This window comes from Paraburkholderia sp. GAS32, assembly GCF_050434225.1.
In the GTDB taxonomy this organism is placed as follows: Bacteria; Pseudomonadota; Gammaproteobacteria; order Burkholderiales; family Burkholderiaceae; genus Paraburkholderia; species Paraburkholderia madseniana.
Map to the genome: position 1 here is coordinate 14,841 of NZ_JBNPVS010000027.1, position 19,983 is coordinate 34,823.

At 62.3% G+C, this 19,983-nt stretch carries 21 protein-coding genes; 15 read left to right on the plus strand and 6 right to left on the minus strand.

The genetic code is table 11. From position 1 onward, the window contains the following. The first annotated feature begins 31 nt into the window (after positions 1-31). The 14 genes from P3T25_RS28450 to hypB all read left to right on the plus strand — a co-directional run bounded on the left by P3T25_RS28450 (position 32) and on the right by hypB (position 13,279). A complete protein-coding gene (locus P3T25_RS28450; protein ID WP_154565639.1) occupies positions 32-1,846 on the plus strand; it encodes a nickel-dependent hydrogenase large subunit in 1,815 nt (604 codons plus the stop codon). Beyond that, positions 1,843-2,445: a NifU family protein gene (locus tag P3T25_RS28455; protein ID WP_154565638.1), complete on the plus strand. Its 603-nt coding sequence runs from the start codon at positions 1,843-1,845 to the stop codon at positions 2,443-2,445. The genes P3T25_RS28450 and P3T25_RS28455 overlap by 4 nt, the downstream gene beginning before the upstream one ends. Further along, positions 2,442-3,077 (plus strand): DUF5947 family protein, encoded by a 636-nt coding sequence (locus P3T25_RS28460; protein ID WP_154565637.1) that lies wholly within the window; start codon positions 2,442-2,444, stop codon positions 3,075-3,077. The genes P3T25_RS28455 and P3T25_RS28460 overlap by 4 nt, the downstream gene beginning before the upstream one ends. Beyond that, positions 3,070-3,717: a DUF6084 family protein gene (locus P3T25_RS28465; RefSeq protein ID WP_429360113.1), complete on the plus strand. Its 648-nt coding sequence runs from the start codon at positions 3,070-3,072 to the stop codon at positions 3,715-3,717. The genes P3T25_RS28460 and P3T25_RS28465 overlap by 8 nt, the downstream gene beginning before the upstream one ends. Next, entirely contained in the window at positions 3,714-5,162 is a 1,449-nt protein-coding gene (locus P3T25_RS28470; protein WP_429360115.1) for a hypothetical protein, read from the plus strand. The genes P3T25_RS28465 and P3T25_RS28470 overlap by 4 nt, the downstream gene beginning before the upstream one ends. Next, positions 5,159-5,710 carry a hydrogenase maturation protease gene (locus P3T25_RS28475; RefSeq protein WP_429360117.1) on the plus strand — a complete coding sequence of 184 codons (552 nt, stop codon included), beginning with the start codon at positions 5,159-5,161 and terminating at the stop codon, positions 5,708-5,710. Before P3T25_RS28470 ends, P3T25_RS28475 begins: the two co-directional genes overlap by 4 nt. A 111-nt stretch (positions 5,711-5,821) precedes the next feature. Further along, positions 5,822-5,923: a DUF6893 family small protein gene (locus P3T25_RS28480; RefSeq protein WP_372342547.1), complete on the plus strand. Its 102-nt coding sequence runs from the start codon at positions 5,822-5,824 to the stop codon at positions 5,921-5,923. A gap of 24 nt (positions 5,924-5,947) precedes the next feature. After that, the gene (hypF, locus tag P3T25_RS28485; RefSeq protein ID WP_429360120.1) at positions 5,948-8,359 is read left to right on the plus strand and encodes a carbamoyltransferase HypF; all 2,412 of its coding nucleotides are present in this window, start codon (positions 5,948-5,950) and stop codon (positions 8,357-8,359) included. 129 nt (positions 8,360-8,488) lie between these two features. Beyond that, on the plus strand, positions 8,489-8,806 hold the full coding sequence (locus P3T25_RS28490) for a HypC/HybG/HupF family hydrogenase formation chaperone (RefSeq protein WP_429360122.1): 318 nt from the start codon (positions 8,489-8,491) through the stop codon (positions 8,804-8,806). Between the two features lie 30 nt (positions 8,807-8,836). Further along, positions 8,837-9,553 (plus strand): D-sedoheptulose-7-phosphate isomerase, encoded by a 717-nt coding sequence (locus P3T25_RS28495; protein WP_154565631.1) that lies wholly within the window; start codon positions 8,837-8,839, stop codon positions 9,551-9,553. Continuing rightward, complete coding sequence (gene hypD, locus P3T25_RS28500) at positions 9,550-10,821, plus strand: hydrogenase formation protein HypD (protein WP_171929109.1); 1,272 nt, start codon at positions 9,550-9,552, stop codon at positions 10,819-10,821. Before P3T25_RS28495 ends, hypD begins: the two co-directional genes overlap by 4 nt. After that, a complete protein-coding gene (gene hypE, locus P3T25_RS28505) occupies positions 10,818-11,909 on the plus strand; it encodes a hydrogenase expression/formation protein HypE (protein WP_302273574.1) in 1,092 nt (363 codons plus the stop codon). Before hypD ends, hypE begins: the two co-directional genes overlap by 4 nt. A gap of 18 nt (positions 11,910-11,927) precedes the next feature. Next, positions 11,928-12,257, plus strand: a complete 330-nt coding sequence (hypA, locus tag P3T25_RS28510; RefSeq protein ID WP_097392783.1) for a hydrogenase maturation nickel metallochaperone HypA — start codon at positions 11,928-11,930, stop codon at positions 12,255-12,257. Then, positions 12,257-13,279 carry a hydrogenase nickel incorporation protein HypB gene (gene hypB, locus P3T25_RS28515; RefSeq protein ID WP_171929108.1) on the plus strand — a complete coding sequence of 341 codons (1,023 nt, stop codon included), beginning with the start codon at positions 12,257-12,259 and terminating at the stop codon, positions 13,277-13,279. The genes hypA and hypB overlap by 1 nt, the downstream gene beginning before the upstream one ends. Before the next feature lie 1,036 nt (positions 13,280-14,315). Here the strand turns inward: hypB and hpaC are convergent. Further along, positions 14,316-14,864, minus strand: coding sequence for a 4-hydroxyphenylacetate 3-monooxygenase, reductase component (hpaC, locus tag P3T25_RS28520; protein WP_429360126.1), 549 nt, complete (start codon positions 14,862-14,864; stop codon positions 14,316-14,318). 269 nt (positions 14,865-15,133) lie between these two features. Here hpaC and P3T25_RS28525 point away from each other — a divergent pair, with 269 nt between their 5' ends. After that, positions 15,134-15,796 carry a response regulator transcription factor gene (locus P3T25_RS28525; protein ID WP_171927280.1) on the plus strand — a complete coding sequence of 221 codons (663 nt, stop codon included), beginning with the start codon at positions 15,134-15,136 and terminating at the stop codon, positions 15,794-15,796. Here P3T25_RS28525 and P3T25_RS28530 read toward each other — a convergent pair. Genes P3T25_RS28530 through P3T25_RS28550 form a run of 5 tightly spaced genes read right to left on the minus strand, consistent with a single transcriptional unit; the run spans position 15,786 to position 19,814 of the window. Then, positions 15,786-16,529, minus strand: coding sequence for an SDR family NAD(P)-dependent oxidoreductase (locus P3T25_RS28530; protein WP_266240342.1), 744 nt, complete (start codon positions 16,527-16,529; stop codon positions 15,786-15,788). The two genes, P3T25_RS28525 and P3T25_RS28530, sit on opposite strands and share 11 nt — an antisense overlap. Positions 16,530-16,534: 5 nt before the next feature. Continuing rightward, positions 16,535-17,665: an amidase gene (locus P3T25_RS28535; RefSeq protein WP_171927282.1), complete on the minus strand. Its 1,131-nt coding sequence runs from the start codon at positions 17,663-17,665 to the stop codon at positions 16,535-16,537. After that, positions 17,662-18,177 (minus strand): nuclear transport factor 2 family protein, encoded by a 516-nt coding sequence (locus tag P3T25_RS28540; RefSeq protein WP_266240341.1) that lies wholly within the window; start codon positions 18,175-18,177, stop codon positions 17,662-17,664. The genes P3T25_RS28535 and P3T25_RS28540 overlap by 4 nt, the downstream gene beginning before the upstream one ends. Positions 18,178-18,197: 20 nt before the next feature. Continuing rightward, positions 18,198-18,575, minus strand: coding sequence for a hypothetical protein (locus P3T25_RS28545; protein ID WP_074283434.1), 378 nt, complete (start codon positions 18,573-18,575; stop codon positions 18,198-18,200). Between the two features lie 48 nt (positions 18,576-18,623). Beyond that, positions 18,624-19,814 carry an acyl-CoA dehydrogenase family protein gene (locus P3T25_RS28550; RefSeq protein ID WP_429360130.1) on the minus strand — a complete coding sequence of 397 codons (1,191 nt, stop codon included), beginning with the start codon at positions 19,812-19,814 and terminating at the stop codon, positions 18,624-18,626. Between the last annotated feature and the right edge of the window lie 169 nt (positions 19,815-19,983).

Here is a 19,983-nt window from a genome sequence, read left to right on the forward strand (position 1 = left end):
CGGAATTCGACTTGTCAGCAGGGAGAAGGTCATGGCCGTTAGTACCGCACCTGAAGCGACCACCAGTACCCAGGCAGCGCCGGGCAAGCTGGTCGACATGAACTGGGATCCGATTACGCGGATCGTCGGCAGTCTGGGGATTTACACCAAGATCGATTTTGCGAACCGCCGTGTGGCGGAGTGCTACAGCACGTCGTCGATCTTTCGTGGCTACAGCATTTTCATGAAGGGCAAAGACCCGCGCGACGCGCATTTCATCACGAGCCGCATCTGTGGGATCTGCGGCGATAATCACGCGACTTGTTCCGTGTACGCGCAGAACATGGCATACGGTGTGAAGCCACCGGCGATCGCCGAATGGATCGTCAATCTGGGTGAAGCGGCCGAATACATGTTCGACCACAACATCTTCCAGGACAACCTGGTGGGCGTGGATTTCTGCGAGAGGATGGTCAAGGAGACCAATCCCGGCGTGTGGGACAAGGCGCAGAAAACACCCGCGCCGCACGCGGACAAGCACGGCTATAAAACCATCGCGGACATCATGACTGCGCTCAATCCGTTCACCGGCGAGTTCTATCGCGAGACGTTGATGGTTAGCCGCTATACGCGCGAGATGTTCTGCCTGATGGAAGGACGTCACGTGCATCCGTCGACGCTTTATCCGGGTGGTGTGGGCACAGTACCGACCATTCAGTTGTTCACGGATTACATCACGCGCTTGATGAAGTACGTCGAGTTCATGAAGAAAGTCGTGCCGTTGCATGACGATCTGTTCGACTTCTTCTATGAAGCGCTACCGGGTTACGAAGAGGTCGGCCGCCGTCGCGTTCTGCTCGGGTGCTGGGGGTCTTTCCAGGACCCGAACGTGTGCGACTACAACTACAACACGATGACGCAATGGGGCCGCGGCATGTTCGTCACGCCCGGCGTGGTGGTGGACGGCGAACTGGTGACGACCGATCTCGTCGATATCAACCTGAATATCCGCATCCTGCTGGGCAGTTCCTATTACGACGACTGGGATCACGAAGAGACCTTTGTCAAGAACGATCCGCTCGGCAATCCGGTGGACCGTAAGCATCCGTGGAATCAGACCACGCTGCCGCATCCGCAGAAGCGGAAATTCGACGGCAACTACACGTGGGTGATGTCGCCGCGCTGGCTCGACAAGCGCACCGGCGATCACCTTGCGCTCGATACCGGCGGTGGACCGATCGCGCGCTTGTGGGCCACCGCGTTGGCGGGGCTGGTCGATATCGGGTATATCAAGGCGACTGGTCACAGCGTGAAGATCTACTTGCCGAAGACCGCGCTCAAGCCCGAAGTCGAATTCGAATGGAAGATTCCGAAGTGGAGCAACGCGATCGAACGCGATCGTGCCCGCACCTATTTTCAGGCGTATTCAGCGGCTGCGGCCTTGTACTTTGCCGAGCAGGCGCTGGCCGAGTTGCACGCGGGACGCACTCGCACGTTCAGCGACTTCACGGTGCCGGAAGAGAGCATCGGTTGCGGTTTCCACGAAGCGGTGCGCGGCGTGCTCTCGCACCACCTCGTGATCCGCGACGGCAAGATCGCCAACTATCACCCGTATCCGCCCACGCCGTGGAATGCCAATCCACGAGATATCTACGGTACGCCCGGACCGTATGAAGACGCGGTGCAGAATACGCCGATCTTCGAAGAGAACGGACCGGACAAGTTTAAGGGCATCGACATCATGCGCGCGGTGCGCAGCTTCGACCCGTGCCTGCCGTGCGGCGTTCATATGTACGTCGGCAATGGCAAGACGATCGATACGTCGCACTCGCCGACCTTTGGTGTGATGCAGGGAGCGCACACGTGAGCAACGAGAGCGCGGTCGTCGCCCAGCAACGCCGCATCGACGAATTGATTGCGGCGCTGGAAGCGCTTGAGGATCCGCGCGCGCGTGAGCCTGCCAAAGAACTGCTGCAGGTCGTTCTCGATCTGCATACGAACGGGCTCGCACGGCTGATGGAGATCGTGTCGGAGGCGGGCGTGATGGACGTCGCCATGATCGAAGCGTTCGAGCGCGACGCCGGCGTGTCGGCGTTGCTGCTGTTGCACGGCCTGCATCCGCAGGACCTACCGACGCGCGTGTCGCGTGCGGTCGAAAAGATGCGGCCGTTGCTTGGCGTACAGGGCATCCAGATCGAGTTGCTCGACGCGGCGGAAGAGGCCGTGCGTGTGCGCGTGGCCGGCCGGCTGCAGGGCAAGCACAACTCAGTAGGCGAATTGCAGCAGGAAATCGAACGCTCGATTTTCGAAGCGGCGCCGGAAGCGATGCGCGTCGAGATCGCAGGTCTGCCGGACGTCAATGTGCATGAACTGCGCTTTGTGCCGCATCACGCCGAGTCGGTGAATGACGTAACAAAGGATGTGGCAAATGAGGTAGCAAGCCGGACCGAGGCCGGCGCTCAATGACGCCCGCCGCACCGACACGCGGCTGGGTCGCGCGGCTGCGCCAATTCGTGCGAAAAGCCGACGACATCCAGTGCGAGTTGTGCGGCCTGCCGCTTCTATCCGATCATCCGCATCTGTTCGAAACCGCCAAACGGCAGCTCTTTTGCTGTTGCCGCGCGTGCGCGCTGCTGTTCGGCAGTCAGCAGAATGCGCGCTATCGTCCGGTGCCGCGCGACGCGCACTATCTCGGCGGCTTTCGCATGAGCGATGCGCAATGGGACGCGCTGGCGATTCCCATCGATATCGCTTTCTTCTTTCATGACAGCGCGGCGCAACGCGTCGTGGCGCTGTATCCCGGACCGGCCGGCGGCACGCAATCGCTACTGGAATTGCAGGCGTGGGATGAGCTGGTCGCGGAAAATCCGTTGCTCGCGCAACTGCAACCCGACGTCGAAGCGCTGCTGGTCAACCGCAGCGAAGGCGCGCGCGATTATTACCGTGTGCCGATCGACCAGTGTTACGCGCTAACCGGCGTGATCCGCGCGCGTTGGCGCGGACTGTCCGGCGGCAGGGAGGCGTGGGATTCGATTCATCGATTCTTCGCCGCGCTGAAGACCCATGGCCGGGTACCGGAGGGCTTGCTCCATGCCTGATCTCGGGTTCACTGTCGAGTCGGCGGAAGTCGTGCCGTTCGCCGCAGCACCGCTGCTAACGTTCAGGCTGCGTATCGCCAATACGCCGGCGCAGGAAGAGATCGCCAGCATCACGTTGCAATGCCAGATCCAGATCGAAGCGACGCAGCGCCGCTACGCGCCCGCCGAGCAGTACGGACTCGAAGACCTGTTCGGTTCGCCGCCGCGTTGGGGCGAGACGCTGCGTACGCTGCTATGGGCGCATACGTCGATAGTCGCGCCACCGTTTGCCGGCGAATGCACGCTCGATTTGCCGGTGCCATGCAGCTACGACTTCAATGTGGCCGCAACCAAATATTTTCACGGCCTTGAAGAAGGCGAGATTCCGCTGATGCTGCAATTCAGCGGCACGGTGTTCTATCGCGAAGACGACGGCGCGTTGCAGGCCGCGCCGATTCCCTGGCACAAGGAAGCGGCGTACCGGCTACCCGTTGCGCTATGGCGCGACATGATGACCCGCTACTACCCGAACGGCGCCTGGCTGTGTTTGCACCGGGATGTGTTCGATCGCCTCTCGCGTTACAAAAGCAGGCGGGGTCTCACGAGCTGGGAGCAGGCGGTGGCGAGCCTGCTTGACGGCGTCGAGGAGGACATATCGTGAATGCGGTCGAGAGCGTGGTTCAGGCGGTGCTGTACGAAGGCTACATGTTGTATCCGTACCGGCCGACCTCGGTAAAGAACCGGCAGCGCTGGACCTTCGGCGGCGTGTATCCACGCGACTATGCCGAGGCGTCGGGTAGCGATCCGTGGGTGACGCAAACCGAGTGTCTGCTGCGCGGCGACAAGCACACCCGCGTGGCCGTGCGGCCCGGTTTTCTGCAGGTGATCGAGCGAATGGTGCTCGACGTGGACGAGGGTTCCGCCGCGCGGCCGGAGTCGGGTGAGCCGGCCTGGCGCACCGTGCCTGTGCTCGATATCGACGAGCGGCGCTACACCGCATGGCAGGAAGCGGCAGAGCGGCACATCGCCGTACCGGTTCTGGTGATGGGCGAACTGCTTGACGCACCGCTGCAGATCGCGTTTTCGTTCGACGCCGCCAGCGATCTCGAACCGCTCGCGGACAGGCAAGGCACGCTGCGTGGCGCTCTGCGCCGTATCCGCGCTTCGCTGCAAGGCCACGTCGAATTGAGCGCCGCGAGTGTGGCCGCCGGGGTTTATCGTTTGACGGTGCGCATCGTCAACGAGACACCGCTCGACAATGCCCACGGCTTGAAGCGCGATGCGGCTTCGCTGTACGCGCTGGTGTCCTGTCATACGGTGCTGACCATCGCGGGCGGCACTTGGATTTCTTCTATCGATCCGCCCACGGAGCTGGCCGCGGCCGCCGCCGCGAGCCGCAATATCGGCGTGTGGCCAGTTCTCGTGGGTGACGAACAACAGCCCGACACGATGCTCGCCTCGCCGATCATTCTCTACGACTTCCCGCAGATTGCGCCTGAAAGTGCCGGCGATCTATTCGACTCCACGGAGATCGACGAAATCCTCACGCTGCGTATTCTCACCATGACCGACGACGAAAAGCGCGAAATGATCGCCACGGACGAGCGCGCGCGTGCCTTGCTTGCACGTACCGAAAGTCTCGGTGCCGAGCAGATGGAGAAGCTGCATGGCACGTTGCGGCAGGTGCGCGCACTCGACGGGGCAAGTGTCGGCGGATTTTCACCGCTGGAAACGCCCGCCATGCCGGTGTCGCCATGGGCGGAACTCGACGCGCGGCCGCATCTGGCCTGCGTGCGGGTGGCGGGCGTCGAGATCCGGATCGGCGATCAGGTGCGCTTGCGCCCACGCGGTCGCGCGGACATCTTCGATATCGCGCTGAGCGGCATGGTTGCCACGATCGAATCGATCGAGCGCGATTTCGACGATCACGTGCACGTTGCCGTGACGGTCGACGACGACCCTGGCAAAGACTTCGGCCTGCAGCGCATGCCCGGACATCGCTTCTTCTTCGGCCCGGACGAGATCGAGCCGCTGGTCAATGGGGCCAGCCCGTCCAGGCCATTCGGCCCGTCCAGTCACGCCAGTCGTAAAGGAGGGCACGCATGAGCGCGATTCTGGTGGCGGGCATCGGCAATGTGTTTCTCGGCGACGATGGTTTCGGCGTCGAAGTGGTGCGCCGTCTGCGGGAGAAACTTAGTGCCGGGGAGTTGCCGGCGTTCGCTGACGGCGTGAGCGTGGCGGACTTCGGCATTCGCGGCATCGATCTCTGCTATGCGCTGCTCGACGGCGTGGACAGCGCAATTCTGATCGACACGGCGCAGCGCGGCGGTGCGCCGGGCACGCTCTATGTGATCGAGCCGTCCGTTGAAGAGGCCGTCGGCGATGAACCCGGCGATCCGTATGCGGTGCCGATCCTGATGTCGCCGCACGAAATGGATCCGGCCAAAGTGCTGCAAACGGTACGGATGCTGGGCGGTGGCTGCGAGGACATTGTCGTGCTCGGTTGCGAGCCGCAAGACTTCGGGTTCGAGGATGGCGAGGAAGGCAGGATGGGGTTGAGCGGCACGGTGGCGGCGGTGGTCGAGCAGGCGGTCGAACTCGCTGTGACGCTTGTGATGGCAAGGATGGAGCGGTTGTCCGCACGGGTCGCTTGAGCGAACGGGCAGCCGGGCGGTTGAGTGGGCGTCCGCGCGCGCTGATGGATGGAGCGACTAAGCGGTGGGCCGTCACGGATACGGTGTGAAATAACTGAAGTGGGAGGCGTCATGAAAGGCTTTCTGAAGTACCTCTTGTTGCCGGCGTTGGTGCTCGGCGTGATCGCGAATATGAAGGACATCAAGCGCTATATCCGTATCCGCAACATGTAGGCGACAACAGTCAGGGAGGTGGCCATGAGCACGCAAACACAACCTGCCGGACAGTCTTCACCTCCACTCCCGGCGGTCCACGGACCGCTCGGCGAGGAAATCCGTGTGCGCGGACTGGTGCAAGGCGTCGGTTTTCGCCCGACCGTATGGCGGCTTGCGCATGCGTGCGGCGTGGTCGGCGACGTGCGCAACGATAGCGACGGCGTGCTGATTCATGCGTGGGGCGATGCGTGGACGCTGCAGCGCTTCATCGAAAGCCTGAGCGCGGAGTGTCCGCCGCTCGCACGCATTGACGCGATCGAGCGGCATCAACTGAGTGAAGCGGCCCAGGGCAGCGATTTCCGCATCGTGGCAAGCGAGACCGGCCATGTGCAGACCGGTGTCACGCCTGACGCAGTGATCTGCGCGGACTGTGCCGCCGAGATCGCCGATTCGGCGAATCGCCGTTACCGTTATCCGTTTACGAACTGCACGCATTGCGGGCCACGTCTTTCGATCGTTCAGGCCATACCCTACGATCGCGCCAACACAACCATGGCCGCGTTCGACCTGTGCGAAGCGTGCCGCGCCGAGTATGAGAATCCCGCCGACCGGCGCTTTCACGCGCAACCGGTCGCGTGTCCTGTATGCGGCCCGCGTGCCTGGCTGGAAAGCCGGCACGGCGCACGGGCTGACGGCGACGATCCCTGTCGTGCGGCAAGCCTGCTGTTGCGGCATGGTTCGATCGTCGCGATCAAAGGGCTGGGCGGCTTTCAGCTTGCCTGCGACGCTTGCGATGAGGCCGCGGTCGCCCGTCTGCGTCAATTGAAACGGCGCGAGCGCAAACCGTTCGCGTTGATGGCGCGCGATCTGCAGGCCGTACGCCGCTATTGCAAACCCGACGAGACGGAACTCGCGTTGCTGCATAGCGCGGCCGGACCCATCGTCATCCTGCGTGCCGACGGCGCGGAGTGCGTTGCACCTGGCGTCGCGCCGGGTGTGGGTACGCTCGGTTTCATGCTGCCGTCCACGCCGTTGCATCGTTTGCTGATGGAGTCGATCGACACGGCACTCGTGATGACGAGCGGCAACACGAGCGACGAGCCGCCGTGCATCGATAACGCCGATGCCCGAGCACGTCTCGGCCGCATTGCCGATGTCTTCCTGATGCACGATCGCGATATCGCACGCCGGGTCGACGATTCGGTGGCCCGCGTGGTGCAGGGCGAACCGCGTGTGTTGCGGCGCGCGCGCGGCTATGCGCCGGCACCGTTGCGGTTGCCGGCGGGTTTCGCCGAAACGCCGGCGGTGCTGGCAATGGGCGGCGAACTCAAGAACACCTTCTGTCTTGCGGGCAATGCACAGGCGATCGTCTCGCACCATCTCGGCGATCTGGAAGACGCGTTGACCTATGCGGACTATCGTCGCTCGGTGGCGCAGTATCTGCGCCTGTTCGAACATGAGCCGCAGGCGGTGGCGCTCGACTTTCATCCCGAGTACCTGTCGCGCAAGATCGGCTATGAACTCGCACAAACGTGGCAGGTCCCGGTGGTCGAAGTGCAGCATCATCACGCGCATCTCGCCGCGTGCATGGCGGAAAACGGCGTGGCGCTCGATGCGCTGCCGATGCTCGGCGTCGCACTCGACGGTCTCGGTTATGGCAACGACGGCACGCTGTGGGGCGGAGAATTCATGCTGGCGGATTACCGCAGTTTCACGCGTCTCGGCATGTTCAAACCCGTTGCGATGCCCGGCGGCACACGCGCGATCGACGAACCGTGGCGCAATGCTTACGCGCATCTGATGGCGGCATTCGATTGGCGCGGCTTCACGCGGCAATACGCTGGGCTCGACGTACAGCAGTTCCTCAGCAGCCGTCCGCGCGACGCGCTCGATACGATGATCGCGCAACGCGTCAATAGTCCACTGGCAAGCTCAGTGGGCCGTCTGTTCGACGCTGTGGCGGCGACACTCGGCGTGTGCCGGGAACGCGTGCTTTACGAAGGGCAGGCGGCTATCGAACTTGAGGCGCTGGTCGATCTGAACGCGCTGCGGAACGACAGCGACGCCCATGCGTACCCGTTTGAAATCATCAGCACCATGCCGGACGGTCTGCGTTGCATCGAGCCGCGGCCGATGTGGGAGACCTTGCTCGACGACCTGTTGCGCGGCACATCCGTGCCGGTCGTCGCGGCGCGGTTTCACAAGGGGCTGGCCATTGCGATCGTCCGAATGGTCGAATGCCTGGCCGACCTGCTGACAGGCCCGGTCGATGCACGCAGTGTGGTGTTGTCTGGTGGTGTTTTCCAGAATCGTATCCTGTTCGAACAGGTAGCCGGGCGGCTCGGCGCTGCGGGTTTTCGGGTGCTGACGCACCGGCAGGTGCCGGCCAACGACGGCGGGTTGTCGCTAGGGCAGGCGGTTGTGGCGGCGGCCCAGGGGCGCGAGGGGTTTTGAATGTGGTGTAGAGGCGGCGTGGAAGTAGCGATGTAGAGCCGGCCGTTCGGAAGTAGCGGTGCAGAGGTCGCTGGGCGGAAGTAGCGGTGCAAAAGTAGCAGCACAAAAGCGGGCTGATGGGAGAACACCATGTGTTTGGGCATCCCGGGACAGATCGTCGAAGTGACCGACGCGGCGAACGATCTCGCGCTCGTCAACGTCGGCGGTGTGCGGCGCGTGATCAACATTGCCTTCGTGATCGGCGAGGGACGGACGGCGAACTCGTGCATCGGCGAATGGGTGCTGGTGCACGTGGGCTTCGCGATGAGCCGGCTCGACGAGCAGGAAGCGGCGCGCACGCTCGCGTTATTGCACGAACTGGGCGTCGCGCAGGGCGAGATGAATGACATCGCCGGGATGGGCGAACTGCGGGACGAACTGCGCGAAGAATTGCGCAGCGCGCCTTAAGCGTCTGATCGGAAGCCAACGGAGGCCGGCATGCCCGAACATGAATCCCTGCAGACGCTGTATCCGTTCCTGCACGGCGCACGCCAGGACGCGGACAAGCTCGACGCGGCGCTGCTCGATTCAGTGCGTCTGAAAGCAAAGGACAGCGTCGACACCAAACAACGCTTCTTCGACGAAAACGGCCCAGTAGTGGTGCGAATTGCTCACGCGCTTGCCGAGATGTACCGCCGCGACGGCAGGCTCTTCACCATGGGCAATGGCGGTTCGAGTTGCGACGCCTCGCATATCGCCGTCGAATTTTTGCATCCGGTGACCACGGGTCGCCCGGCACTCACCGCCATCAACCTCGTGGCTGACACGGCCATGATGACCGCGGTCGGCAACGATGTCGGCTTTAGCCATATTTTCGTGCGGCAGCTGGTGGCGCAAGGCCGGCGTGGCGACGCGCTAATCGGCGTGTCGACCAGCGGAAATTCCGAAAACCTGCTGACTGCCTTTGCGAAAGCGAAAGAGATGGGTCTGCTGACTATCGGATTGTCCGGTCACGATGGCGGACGCATGGCCACCAGTGCCGCTGTCGATCATTGCCTTGTGGTGAGGAGTGACAGCATTCATCGCGTGCAGGAGACCCACGTCGCGATTTATCACATTCTGTGGGACCTCGTGCATACGCTGCTTGCCGACGACCGCGGCGGCCTCGCCGGTTCGGCTGGCCTGGCCAGCTCGGCGGAGGGAGGTGCACCATGAAATACGTCGATGAGTTTCGTGACCCGCACAAAGCGAAAACGCTGGAGAAGGAAATCCGCGCGCTGGTGTCCCGCATCGAGCGTGCCAAACAACGGCCGCTGCAAATCATGGAAGTGTGTGGCGGCCATACGCATACGATTTTCCGCTACGGCATTCAGCAAATGCTGCCCGATACGGTGGAGTTCGTGCATGGCCCAGGTTGTCCGGTGTGTGTGCTGCCGATGGGCCGCGTCGACGATTGCGTCGCGTTAGCCGAGCGTCCGGAGGTGATCTTCACGACCTTTGGTGACGCGATGCGCGTACCCGGTTCGAAGAAGAGCCTGCTGAAAGCGAAAGCCGACGGCGCGGACGTGCGGATGGTCTATTCGCCGCTCGACGCCTTGAAGATCGCGCAACAAAACCCAGACCGGGAGGTGATCTTCTTCGGTCTAGGCTTCGAGACGACCATGCCCAGCACCGCGATGACGGTTCTGCAGGCGCATGCGCAAAAGATCCACAATTTCTCGCTGTTCTGCAATCACATCACGATCATCCCGACCATCAAGGCGATTCTCGATTCGCCCGATTTGCATCTCGACGGCTTTCTTGGCCCGGGGCACGTCAGCATGGTGATCGGCACACGGCCCTATGATTTTATCGCCCGGCACTATCGCAAGCCGATCACGGTGGCGGGATTCGAGCCGCTCGATATATTGCAATCGATGTGGATGGTGTTGCGGCAGATCGAAACAGGGCGCTGCGAGGTGGAGAACCAGTATGGCCGGATCGTGACCGAGGACGGCAATGCGCAGGCTTTGTCGGCGGTGATGCGCGTGTTCGAGACGCGCGAGTTCTTCGAATGGCGCGGACTGGGTTCTATCGATCACTCGGGGGTCAGGGTCCGTGAGACGTTTGCCGCTTTCGACGCGGAGCGCAAGTTCGACGTGCCAAACCTGAAGATCGCGGACCCGAAAGCATGCCAATGCGGTGAGGTGTTGAAGGGCGTGATCAAACCGCATCAGTGCAAAGTGTTCGGCACCGCCTGCACACCGGAGTCTCCGCTCGGCTCGTTGATGGTGTCGAGCGAAGGCGCCTGCGCGGCTTACTACAACTATGGGCGTATCGATACGTCGCGGATCGATGAGCGGCGCGTTGCGCGGCAGAGCGTGAAATCAGCCGACGCGACGGCCCCGGCGTGCCTTGGCGCAAGCGGCGTGGCCGTTATGCCTGATGTGCCTGCGCTGATCGACGATGCAGCCTATGCGTCCACCACGCGAGGCCATTCATGAACGACCGCGTGCCCGATCCTCAGCAGCCGATGGCACCCCGCCGCGTGGCGCACATACGCGACGCTTCCGTCAATCTCGCACATGGCGGCGGTGGCCGCGCGATGCGGGATCTGATCGAAGACGTATTCGTCTCGACCTTCGACAATCCCACGCTCGCGGCGCTGGAAGATCAGGCCGTTTTCGCGCTCGCCGATCTTGCTGCGCATGGAGACCGTCTCGCGTTTACGACCGATAGCTACGTAGTCGATCCATTGTTCTTTCCAGGCGGCGACATCGGCACTCTGGCTGTATCGGGAACGGTCAACGATCTGGCCGTATGCGGTGCAACACCGTTATATCTCTCATGCGCAGTGGTGATCGAAGAAGGCCTTGCCGTCGATATCTTGCGACGTGTTGCCGCGAGCATGCAGCGGGTCGCGCTCGAAGCGGGCGTCGCGATCGTGACGGGCGATACCAAAGTGGTCGAACGCGGCTGCGCGGACAAGCTCTTTATCAACACCGCCGGCATCGGCGTGGTGCGCCGCGACGTGTCGATTTCGGCTCGCAACGCGCGCCCTGGCGACGTTGTGATCGTCAACGGTTATCTCGGCGATCATGGCGCGGCGATTCTGGTCGCGCGCCAGCAACTTGCCCTGGAAGCCGATGTGGAAAGCGATTGTTGTCCCCTCAACGGCCTGATCGCGGCAATGCTCGATGCGTGCCCGCAGATTCACTGTTTGCGCGATGCGACGCGTGGCGGCGTCGCGACTGTGTTGAACGAGTTTGCACAGAGTTCGAACGTGACGATACGGCTGCGCGAAGCGGACCTGCCGTTGCGGGAAGAGGTCAAGGGCGCGTGCGAGATTCTCGGCCTCGACCCACTGTATCTGGCTAACGAAGGCAAGCTGGTGGCCGTCGTGCCCGCCGATGCAGCCGGGCAGGTGCTCGCTGCCATGCGCGCGCATCCGGCGGGGCGCGAGGCGGCGGCAATTGGCACGGTGGAGGTGGGCGAGGTGGGCGCGGGTGGTCTTGTCGTCATGCAGACGGTGTTCGGCGGGCAGCGCATTGTCGACATGCTGGTGGGCGAGCAACTGCCGCGCATCTGCTGATCGCTGGAGGAGTGCGCCATGCATGAGTTGAGCATTGCCAACAGCGTCGTCGAGATTTGTGCGGAACAGGCCAACGGCGCGCGCGTGAGAAGGGTGACGTTGGAGATCGGGCGATTGTCGGCGGTGATGCCGGACGCGATCCGGTTTTGCTTCGACGTCTGCGCGAAGGACACGGCGGTGGAGGGCGCGACCCTGGAAATCATCGAGATGCCTGGGCAGGCACGTTGCCTCGCGTGCGGCGAGACGCTCGACATCGATGTGCCGTTCGGGCAGTGCGAATGCGGGAGCGACAATCTCGAACTGATTTCGGGCCAGCAGTTGAAGATCCGGCAGATGGAGGTGGTGTGATGTGTACGACATGCGGATGCTCGAATACGCAGGGCGCGGCGGTGACCGATCTGGATGCGGAGGAGGCGGCGCAGGCGGAAGCGGAATCGCAATCGCAAGCTACGCGAGAAGGCGCGGTAGTCGGCACGCGTGAACCGTCGTATCGGCGAGTGAGTGGAAATGAGCAGGGCCATGCACACCTGCATCCGCAGATCCACTCGCACGTGCACGGCCAGCCACATTCACACGACTCGCAGCATCCGCACCATCACGAACATGAACATTCGCACGACGGTGTCCTCGCGCATTCACATCCGCATGAGCATTCACATGACGGCGACCACGCGCACGGTCATACCCACACGCATGGTCACCCGCACAACCATGGGAGCGAGCACGTCACGTCAATCACTTTGGAACAGGACATTCTGGCGAAGAATCAATTGCTGGCCGAACGCAATCGCGGCTGGCTGGCGGGGCGATCGATTCTCGCGCTGAATCTGATGAGTTCACCGGGTGCGGGCAAGACTACATTGCTCGAGCGCACGATCCACGATCTTGGCGAGACGTTGCCGCTCACGGTGATCGAAGGCGATCAGGCGACGCTCAACGACGCCGAGCGGATTCGCGCAACGGGAGCACGTGTGGTTCAGATCAACACCGGCACGGGATGTCATCTGGATGCGGAGATGGCGTCGCGAGCACTGACGCAGCTCGATCCGCCGATGCATTCGGTTGTGATGATCGAGAATGTCGGCAACCTGGTGTGTCCCGCGTTGTTCGATCTTGGGGAAGGGGCCAAGGTGTTGATTCTTTCCGTCACGGAAGGCGAGGATAAGCCGATCAAGTATCCGCATATGTTTCGGGCTTGTTCGTTGTTGTTGTTGAACAAGATCGATCTGTTGCCGTATTTGCGGTTTGATGTCGAGCAGTGTATTGGCTATGCCCGGAAGGTCAATCCTGGGATTGAGATTTTGCGGGTGTCGGCGCAGAGCGGTGAAGGAATGGACGCCTGGTATGCGTGGCTTCGGGCGATGCGGTAGGGGTTTTTGTGCCTACGCGGCGCTTTTGTCAGTGTTCCTGGGGCGTTGGCCTTTCCTTGAATTGTTAGTGGTCGATTAGCGTTGCCCCTGTGCGGGGCGGCACCTACTTCTCTTTGCCGGCTGCAAAGAGAAGTAGGCAAGAGAAAGCAGCTCAAACCGCTAATGCTAAGTGGGCACCGTGGTCTGCTGCGGGTAGTGGTGCATCTGGAATCTGGGTTCGTGCCCCTGCATACGCCAGTGACAAGGGCGTCATACTTCCGGCGGCGCTGCGCGCGCCGAAGAGCAGTTCATAAAACCACCCGCTACGTTTTAACGTCTACGCCTCGCCACCGGGCCGTGGCTCGCCCTTGCACCGCCGCAGCTGTGACCGTGATTGAGGGGCACCGACGTATCATTTGAAGCGGGGGTTCTCGGGCGAATGCAGGAGCGCGTCGCCGAGGCGAAGCCGACGGCCCCCTGCAGACTTGAACCGAAGCCTGTGGTTTCCCATGCAGACCCGTCCGCGACGCACGCAGTGCGGAGTGGGAGCTGATGAGCCCCTTGTCACTAACGCGGAATGTGCGAGAACACGGATTCCAGATGCACCACTACCCATGGCAGACCACGGGCCCCACTTAGAATTAGCGGTTTAAGCTGCTTTCTCTTGCCTACTTCTCTTTGCAGCCGGCAAAGAGAAGTAGGTGCCGCCCCGCACAGGGGCAACACTAATAGACCACTAACAATGCAAGGAAAGGCACCAAAGCCAGATCAAGGAAAGGCCAAAGCCCTAAGAACACTGACAATGAGCGCCGCGCAGGCAAAAGAGGAATTCAGAACTTCTGCCGTAGGACCACCCGTGCTGCCAAAGAACAAAGTATTCGGATTGGCGACATCGAGACAACCCACACCCAGCGCCAACGGCCCATTCCCTTAATCTGATCGACTGTTTCGTTGAAGCCGTCGCGGCGGTGCCGCAGTTTCAGTTCGATACCGATAGCGCGGGCGTAATTTAAGCAGGCCACGCGCCGCGGCTGGTTTCAATCGTTCCCGTCGCACCTCAATGCGATGCCGAGCGCTTGATGCGGTGGAAATTGCGATCGAAATAGATCAAGCCATCACCATCCGTGCGCACGCTGATGCAGGTGGTTTTGACGAACATGACCGAGTGCGAACCCACTTCCTTCAGATCGACGATCTCGCCCTGCAGACTCGCGAGTGCGTCGCGCAAAACCGGTACACCGTGCGTGCCGTCGTCCCAGATCGACCAGCCAAAGCGTTCCTCCATCGGCACCTGCGTCATGCCGGCGAAGTGACGCGCGAGCAGTTCATGCTCGCCAGGCAGTACGTTGATGCAGACATGCCGGTTGCGTTCGAAAGTAGCGTGCATCGCGCTCGAGCGGTTCAGGCAAACAAGCAACGTGGGCGGCGTATCAGTGACGGAGCACACGGCGCTCGCGGTGACGCCGCAGCGTCCATGCGGACCGGCGGTCGTGATGACGTTCACGGCCGCGGATAGATGCGCCATGGCCTGACGGAATTGCTGCCTGGCTGCCTGCTCGGTGTCGGCAACAGGAGTCGCTTGCGTTGCTTGTGGGTTCGGCGTCATGTTCTGGGTTCCGGGGGGTGCGGTAGGGATCTGGATTCAAGCGTAATCAATCCACGCACGGAAAAAAATCAGCGCGAGCGGTGCGCGTAGAGGCCTCTTTCCCAGTCCGTCTAAAGGTTTCCCCAATGCATGTCGGCACGGTGCAGCGTATGAGCGACTTTAATCCGCGCTACAGGGTAATTATCGCTTTGCAGCGCTTTTTCCACTGGTTATCATGAGCCAGCAAGACGCTTCGAATCGCACCCATCCCGAACCGTTCCACTGACTCCATGTCCCAGCAGCCTCAGTCCGCTTTGTCCCCCGCACCGATCGTCTATATCGTCGACGACGACAACGGCATGCGCACCTCGCTCGCATGGCTGCTCGAGTCGGTCGGCGTGAAGTCGGCGGGTTTCGCCAACGCTAGTGAATTTCTTAGCGCGTTTGATCCGGACGTGCCCGCGTGTCTTGTGCTCGATGTGCGCATGCCGGAGCAAAGCGGCTTCGACGTGCAAGCGGAGTTGAACCGTCGAGGTGCGACGCTGCCGATCATTTTCGTCAGCGGTCACGGCGACATTCCGATGTCGGTGCGCGCTTTGCAGAACGGCGCGATCGATTTCGTCGAGAAACCGTATAACTCGCAGCAGATGCTCGATCGCGTGCAGCGTGCGTTGAAACTTGCGTCGCAACGTCACGCCGCTGATCAGAAACAGCGCGAGTTACGCAAGCGCCTGGCGTCGTTGACGGCACGCGAGAAAGAAGTGCTGCGCGGTGTGATCGACGGCAAGGGCAGCAAGCGTATCGCCTCTGATCTGTCCATCAGCGTGAAGACCGTCGACGTGCATCGCGCGAGCATCAAAGACAAACTTGGCGCGGCGTCCATCGCGATGCTGGTGCGCGACGTGATGGCGGTGTGGGATCAGGAGGTGGCCGCGTCGGGCACTAACGCATGAATAAGCCGCCATTCACGTCCCAGCATGCGCCGTTTGCAAAGTAAGCGTTCTCTGCAGCCAGCATGACCGCGACATCGGCGACATAGTCCGCTGAGCCCAGACGTCCCGCCGGAATGTTGGCGATCACCGCCTTCAGTTTGTCGGCCGCGACGCTCTCGTGCACGATCGGCAGATCCATCGGCCCAGGTGAAATCGCGTTGACGGTTACGCCCGCTGTGCCGAGGTCGCGCGCGAACACCTTGGTCAACGTGATGACGCCGCCTTTAGCTGCCGCATAGTGCGCACCGGTGGCCGATCCGCCGTTCTGTCCCGCAAGCGAGGCAATATTGACGATGCGGCCCGCGCCGGCGTCGGCGAAATGCTGGCCGAACACCTGGCAGCCGAACAGCACGCTGCGCAGATTCACGTTGATCACCTGATCGAACTGCTCGGCGGTGATCTCCATCACGGGTACGACTTTGGATGCGCCTGCGTTGTTGATCAGTGCGTCGATACGGCCCCAGCGTTGCAGGATCGCATCGCGTGCGGATTCGAATGCGGTCTTCGCGGTGACGTCCAGATTCAGTGCGAAGGCGCTCGAGCCGTCGGCACTCAGATCGCGGGCGAGAGCCTGTGCGGCATCGAACGCAATGTCGCCGATGGCGACCGCATAACCCGCTGCGTGAAAGCGCGTGGCAATCGCGGCGCCAAGACCGCGCGCGGCGCCAGTGACGAGTACGACTCTTTTCTGCATTGCTTTTACTCCGTGAGAAGAGCGGCTTCGAAACGCGCCGCAATCGCGCACACCTGCTCATCCGCCCCCTTGCGTCCGACGATCTGCAAGCCCGCCTTGAGCGGCGAGCCATCGATAGGCAACGGCAAGCTCAATGCCGGATGGCCGCTCAGATTGAACGGCCGGATCAACGACGACATGGCGATGACCGGCGTGCCGCCGCGTGCCTCGTCGAGCGTGATCGGCAGCGCGGGCAGGGTTGGGAGAATCAATACGTCTACGCTTTCAAGCGCGTGATCGACAGCGGCTGTGAATTGCCGACGTACCGACTCCGCCGCCTCGCATTGCGCCGCGGTTGTATTCGCAGCGGCGCGCAGCCGTGCATCGAGATCGGCACCGAGCTTGCCGGTTGCCACGAGATGACCGAACGCATGAAAAGTTTCTACGTTGATGATCGCGAGGCCCGCTTCGAAGGCGGCGGCAAGCCCTGCAAGTTCCAACGTGCGAGCGGTGCAATCAGCCTGGTCCGCCGCGCGCGTAACGGCTTTAAGGATTTCCGGCATTGCGTCGACTTGCACGATACCGACGTTCCACGCGCCGCTTCGTGCCGCTTGGGCCGCATGTGTGTCGAAGTCTGCGGTAATCGCCTGCATCGCGGCAACGATCATCTGCATCTCGCGCGCGAACGGTCCGACACAATCGAGCGTCGATTCACGCGGTGCAACGCCGCGCCGCGAGACGCGTCCAAAAGTCGGCTTCAAACCGATTACGCCGCAACACGCAGCGGGGCCACGAATCGAACCACCGGTGTCCGTGCCAAGCGCGGCATCGGCAAGCTTCAAACCAACCGCGGCCGCTGAACCGCTCGACGAGCCGCCGGGAATGCGCGAGGCGTCCTGGGGATTTTGCGGCGTGCCGGTGTAATCGTTGATGCCAGTCATGCCGAATGCCAGCTCGTGCATATTCGCCTTGCCGACGATGTGCCAGCCGGCATCGAGCAAGCGTTCAACGACTTCCGCATGCTGCTGTGCAGCGGGTCTATCGGCCAACGCGCGGCTCGCCGCTGTGGTCGCATAGCCGGCGATATCGATCGTGTCCTTGATCGCGATGCTGGGGCCCGTGCCGCCTATCGACAATGTCTGGATAAATTCGTTCATGGGTTCGGTTTCCTTGCATTGACTTGCCAGGGCGCATCGAAAAGACGCTCGGTGCGAAAGTGCGTGATGAGCCAGTCGCGACCATTGTCGGCGGGCGCGAAATCCACATTGAGGCGCGCCGAGATCAACTCGGCTTGCGCGTCGACGTAGCCGGACGCTTGCAGCATGATCCAACGGCCTTTCGCGGTTGCGCCCTGCACCTCGATGGTTTCCGACGTGAGGAAATGCACGTTGACCGAGAAATGCGGCGACGGCGGCAAGTAGCGCGTGAGCATCGCGAGAATTTCCGCGTGACCGGTGAGGCGGCCGAACTTGCTCGCGTACTGCGGGCCGATGCCTTCCCAGATCGCGTCGGCAGCGAAGAGGGCCGCAAGCGTCTCGCCTTCCAGCACACCCGAAGGCACGTCGCAGAGCGCCATATAGCGCGCCATCGTGCAGCGCACGGCGGATTCGGCTTCGAGCGCGACAAGCCGTTCGGTCAACCGGGCAAGCGTATCCGTGTTCTCGTTCATCGCATCATGCTCCGGCACGCTCAAGCCGCGTTGGCGTGTTGCGGCGGCACTTGCAGCGCGCGGCCAACGCGCGCTTCGATCTTGCCGTAGCGCCACAGGTTATATTCGCCGACCGGTGTAGTGCGATACAGATTGCACACCGCCACTGCGGTATCGAAGTCGCGCACGTCGGCCATGATGTAGAACGTCCACGGCGAGTTGTCAGCATTGCCGACGGTGAGGCGGTCGTCGTCCATGATGCCGAGCACGCTGACGCCGTCCATCGATTCGACCGCCGCCAGCATCTTGCCGTAAGCCTGCCAGACTTCGCCGATCTTCTCGCGCGGCAAGTCGAAGAAATTCTGCGTCACGCCGCAGCAGAACAGAACGCGCAAGGGCAGCTTCGGGTTATCGGACATCGTGTGGTTCTCCATGAAATCGTTTGAACGGCAAAATCAGAAAATGACTTACAGGTAGCCCGGAATCGGCGGCACGCCGACGAACACCGCACCGGCGCCATCGAAGTTGCCTTCGCCGAGGAACGCGTGCTGGGTGACCACCATTGCGTCGCGCACCAGGCGCTGCAGCGGATGCGAGCCGTAGATCGCCATCGTGCCACCGAGCCGGTAAGCGCGCTGCACGACGTCGGCGCCTTCGCGGGCGATCTGCGTCGCGGCGAGCCGCAGCAGGCTGGTCTGGTCCGGTGTAACGGGGTTGCCGGCGAGGATCGATTGCCAGACGTCGTCGGTGGTGTCGTAGAAGAACGCGCGGGCTGAACGCAATTGCGCTTCGGCTTTCGCCAATTCGATCCGGTAGTACGCGCGGTCGGCGAGTTGCGGCGCGCCGGTTGTCGTTTTGCGGCCGCCGGCCATCTGGTTGGCGACATCGAGCGCCGCGCGTGCAAGGCCAAGGTTGACCACGGCCAGCACTTGCGCCGCGTAGGCGATGGTTGGATAGCGATACAGCGGTTCGTCGACGCAAGGTTCGCCGCCCCGCACGAAGGTCCAGTCGTCGGTGACGAACTGATCGGTGACGCGCAGATCGTGGCTGCCGGTACCTTGCATGCCGACCACATCCCAGTTCTCGACGATCTCAACCTGATGCGGGCGGAACACGGCGGTGCGTGGTTTGCCGGGCGCACCAGCGGCGCCCGAGCCTGAGCTGGCCGCACCGATTCCGACGCCGAGCCAATCCGCGCCCTTGCAGCCGCTCGCGAATTTCCACGTACCGTTTACACGCCAACCACCGTCGGCAGGCTGAGCGGCTTGCACCGGGAACAGACCGCCTGCGAACACCTGATCGGGACCATCGGCGTAGATCTGCGCCTGAGTGGCCAGAGGCAAGGCCGCAAGATACACGTTCGCCGAGCCGAAACTCGCGACCCAGGCCGCCGAGCCGTCCGCTATCGCGATACGTTCGATCATGTCGAGAAACGCGGTAGGTGCGAGCGCATCGCCGCCAAAACGCTTGGGCGTTGCGGCGCGATACACGCCCGCACGCTTGAGTTTGACGATGACGTCGCGCGGCACATGCGACAGGCGATCGAACTCTTCGCGCCGTGCGGCGATTTCGACGATGACGTCGGCGAGCGGCAAACGCGTTGCATCGCGGCTGGCTTCTGCGACGGCGGCAACAGTGTCGATGGCGGTGTCTGACATGGCGGGGCATCTCCTTGATTCGTTATCGGCTGGAACACGAGGCACGCTTTGGTCGCGGGCAAAGACGCCGGCGACAGCGCGTGCAGGGTGAGGCCAGTCTAGAAATGCAAAAAGAACGCTTCAATTGGGACGCGAGAGGTGTTTTTAGGTACCGCGCCGGGGGTATCTA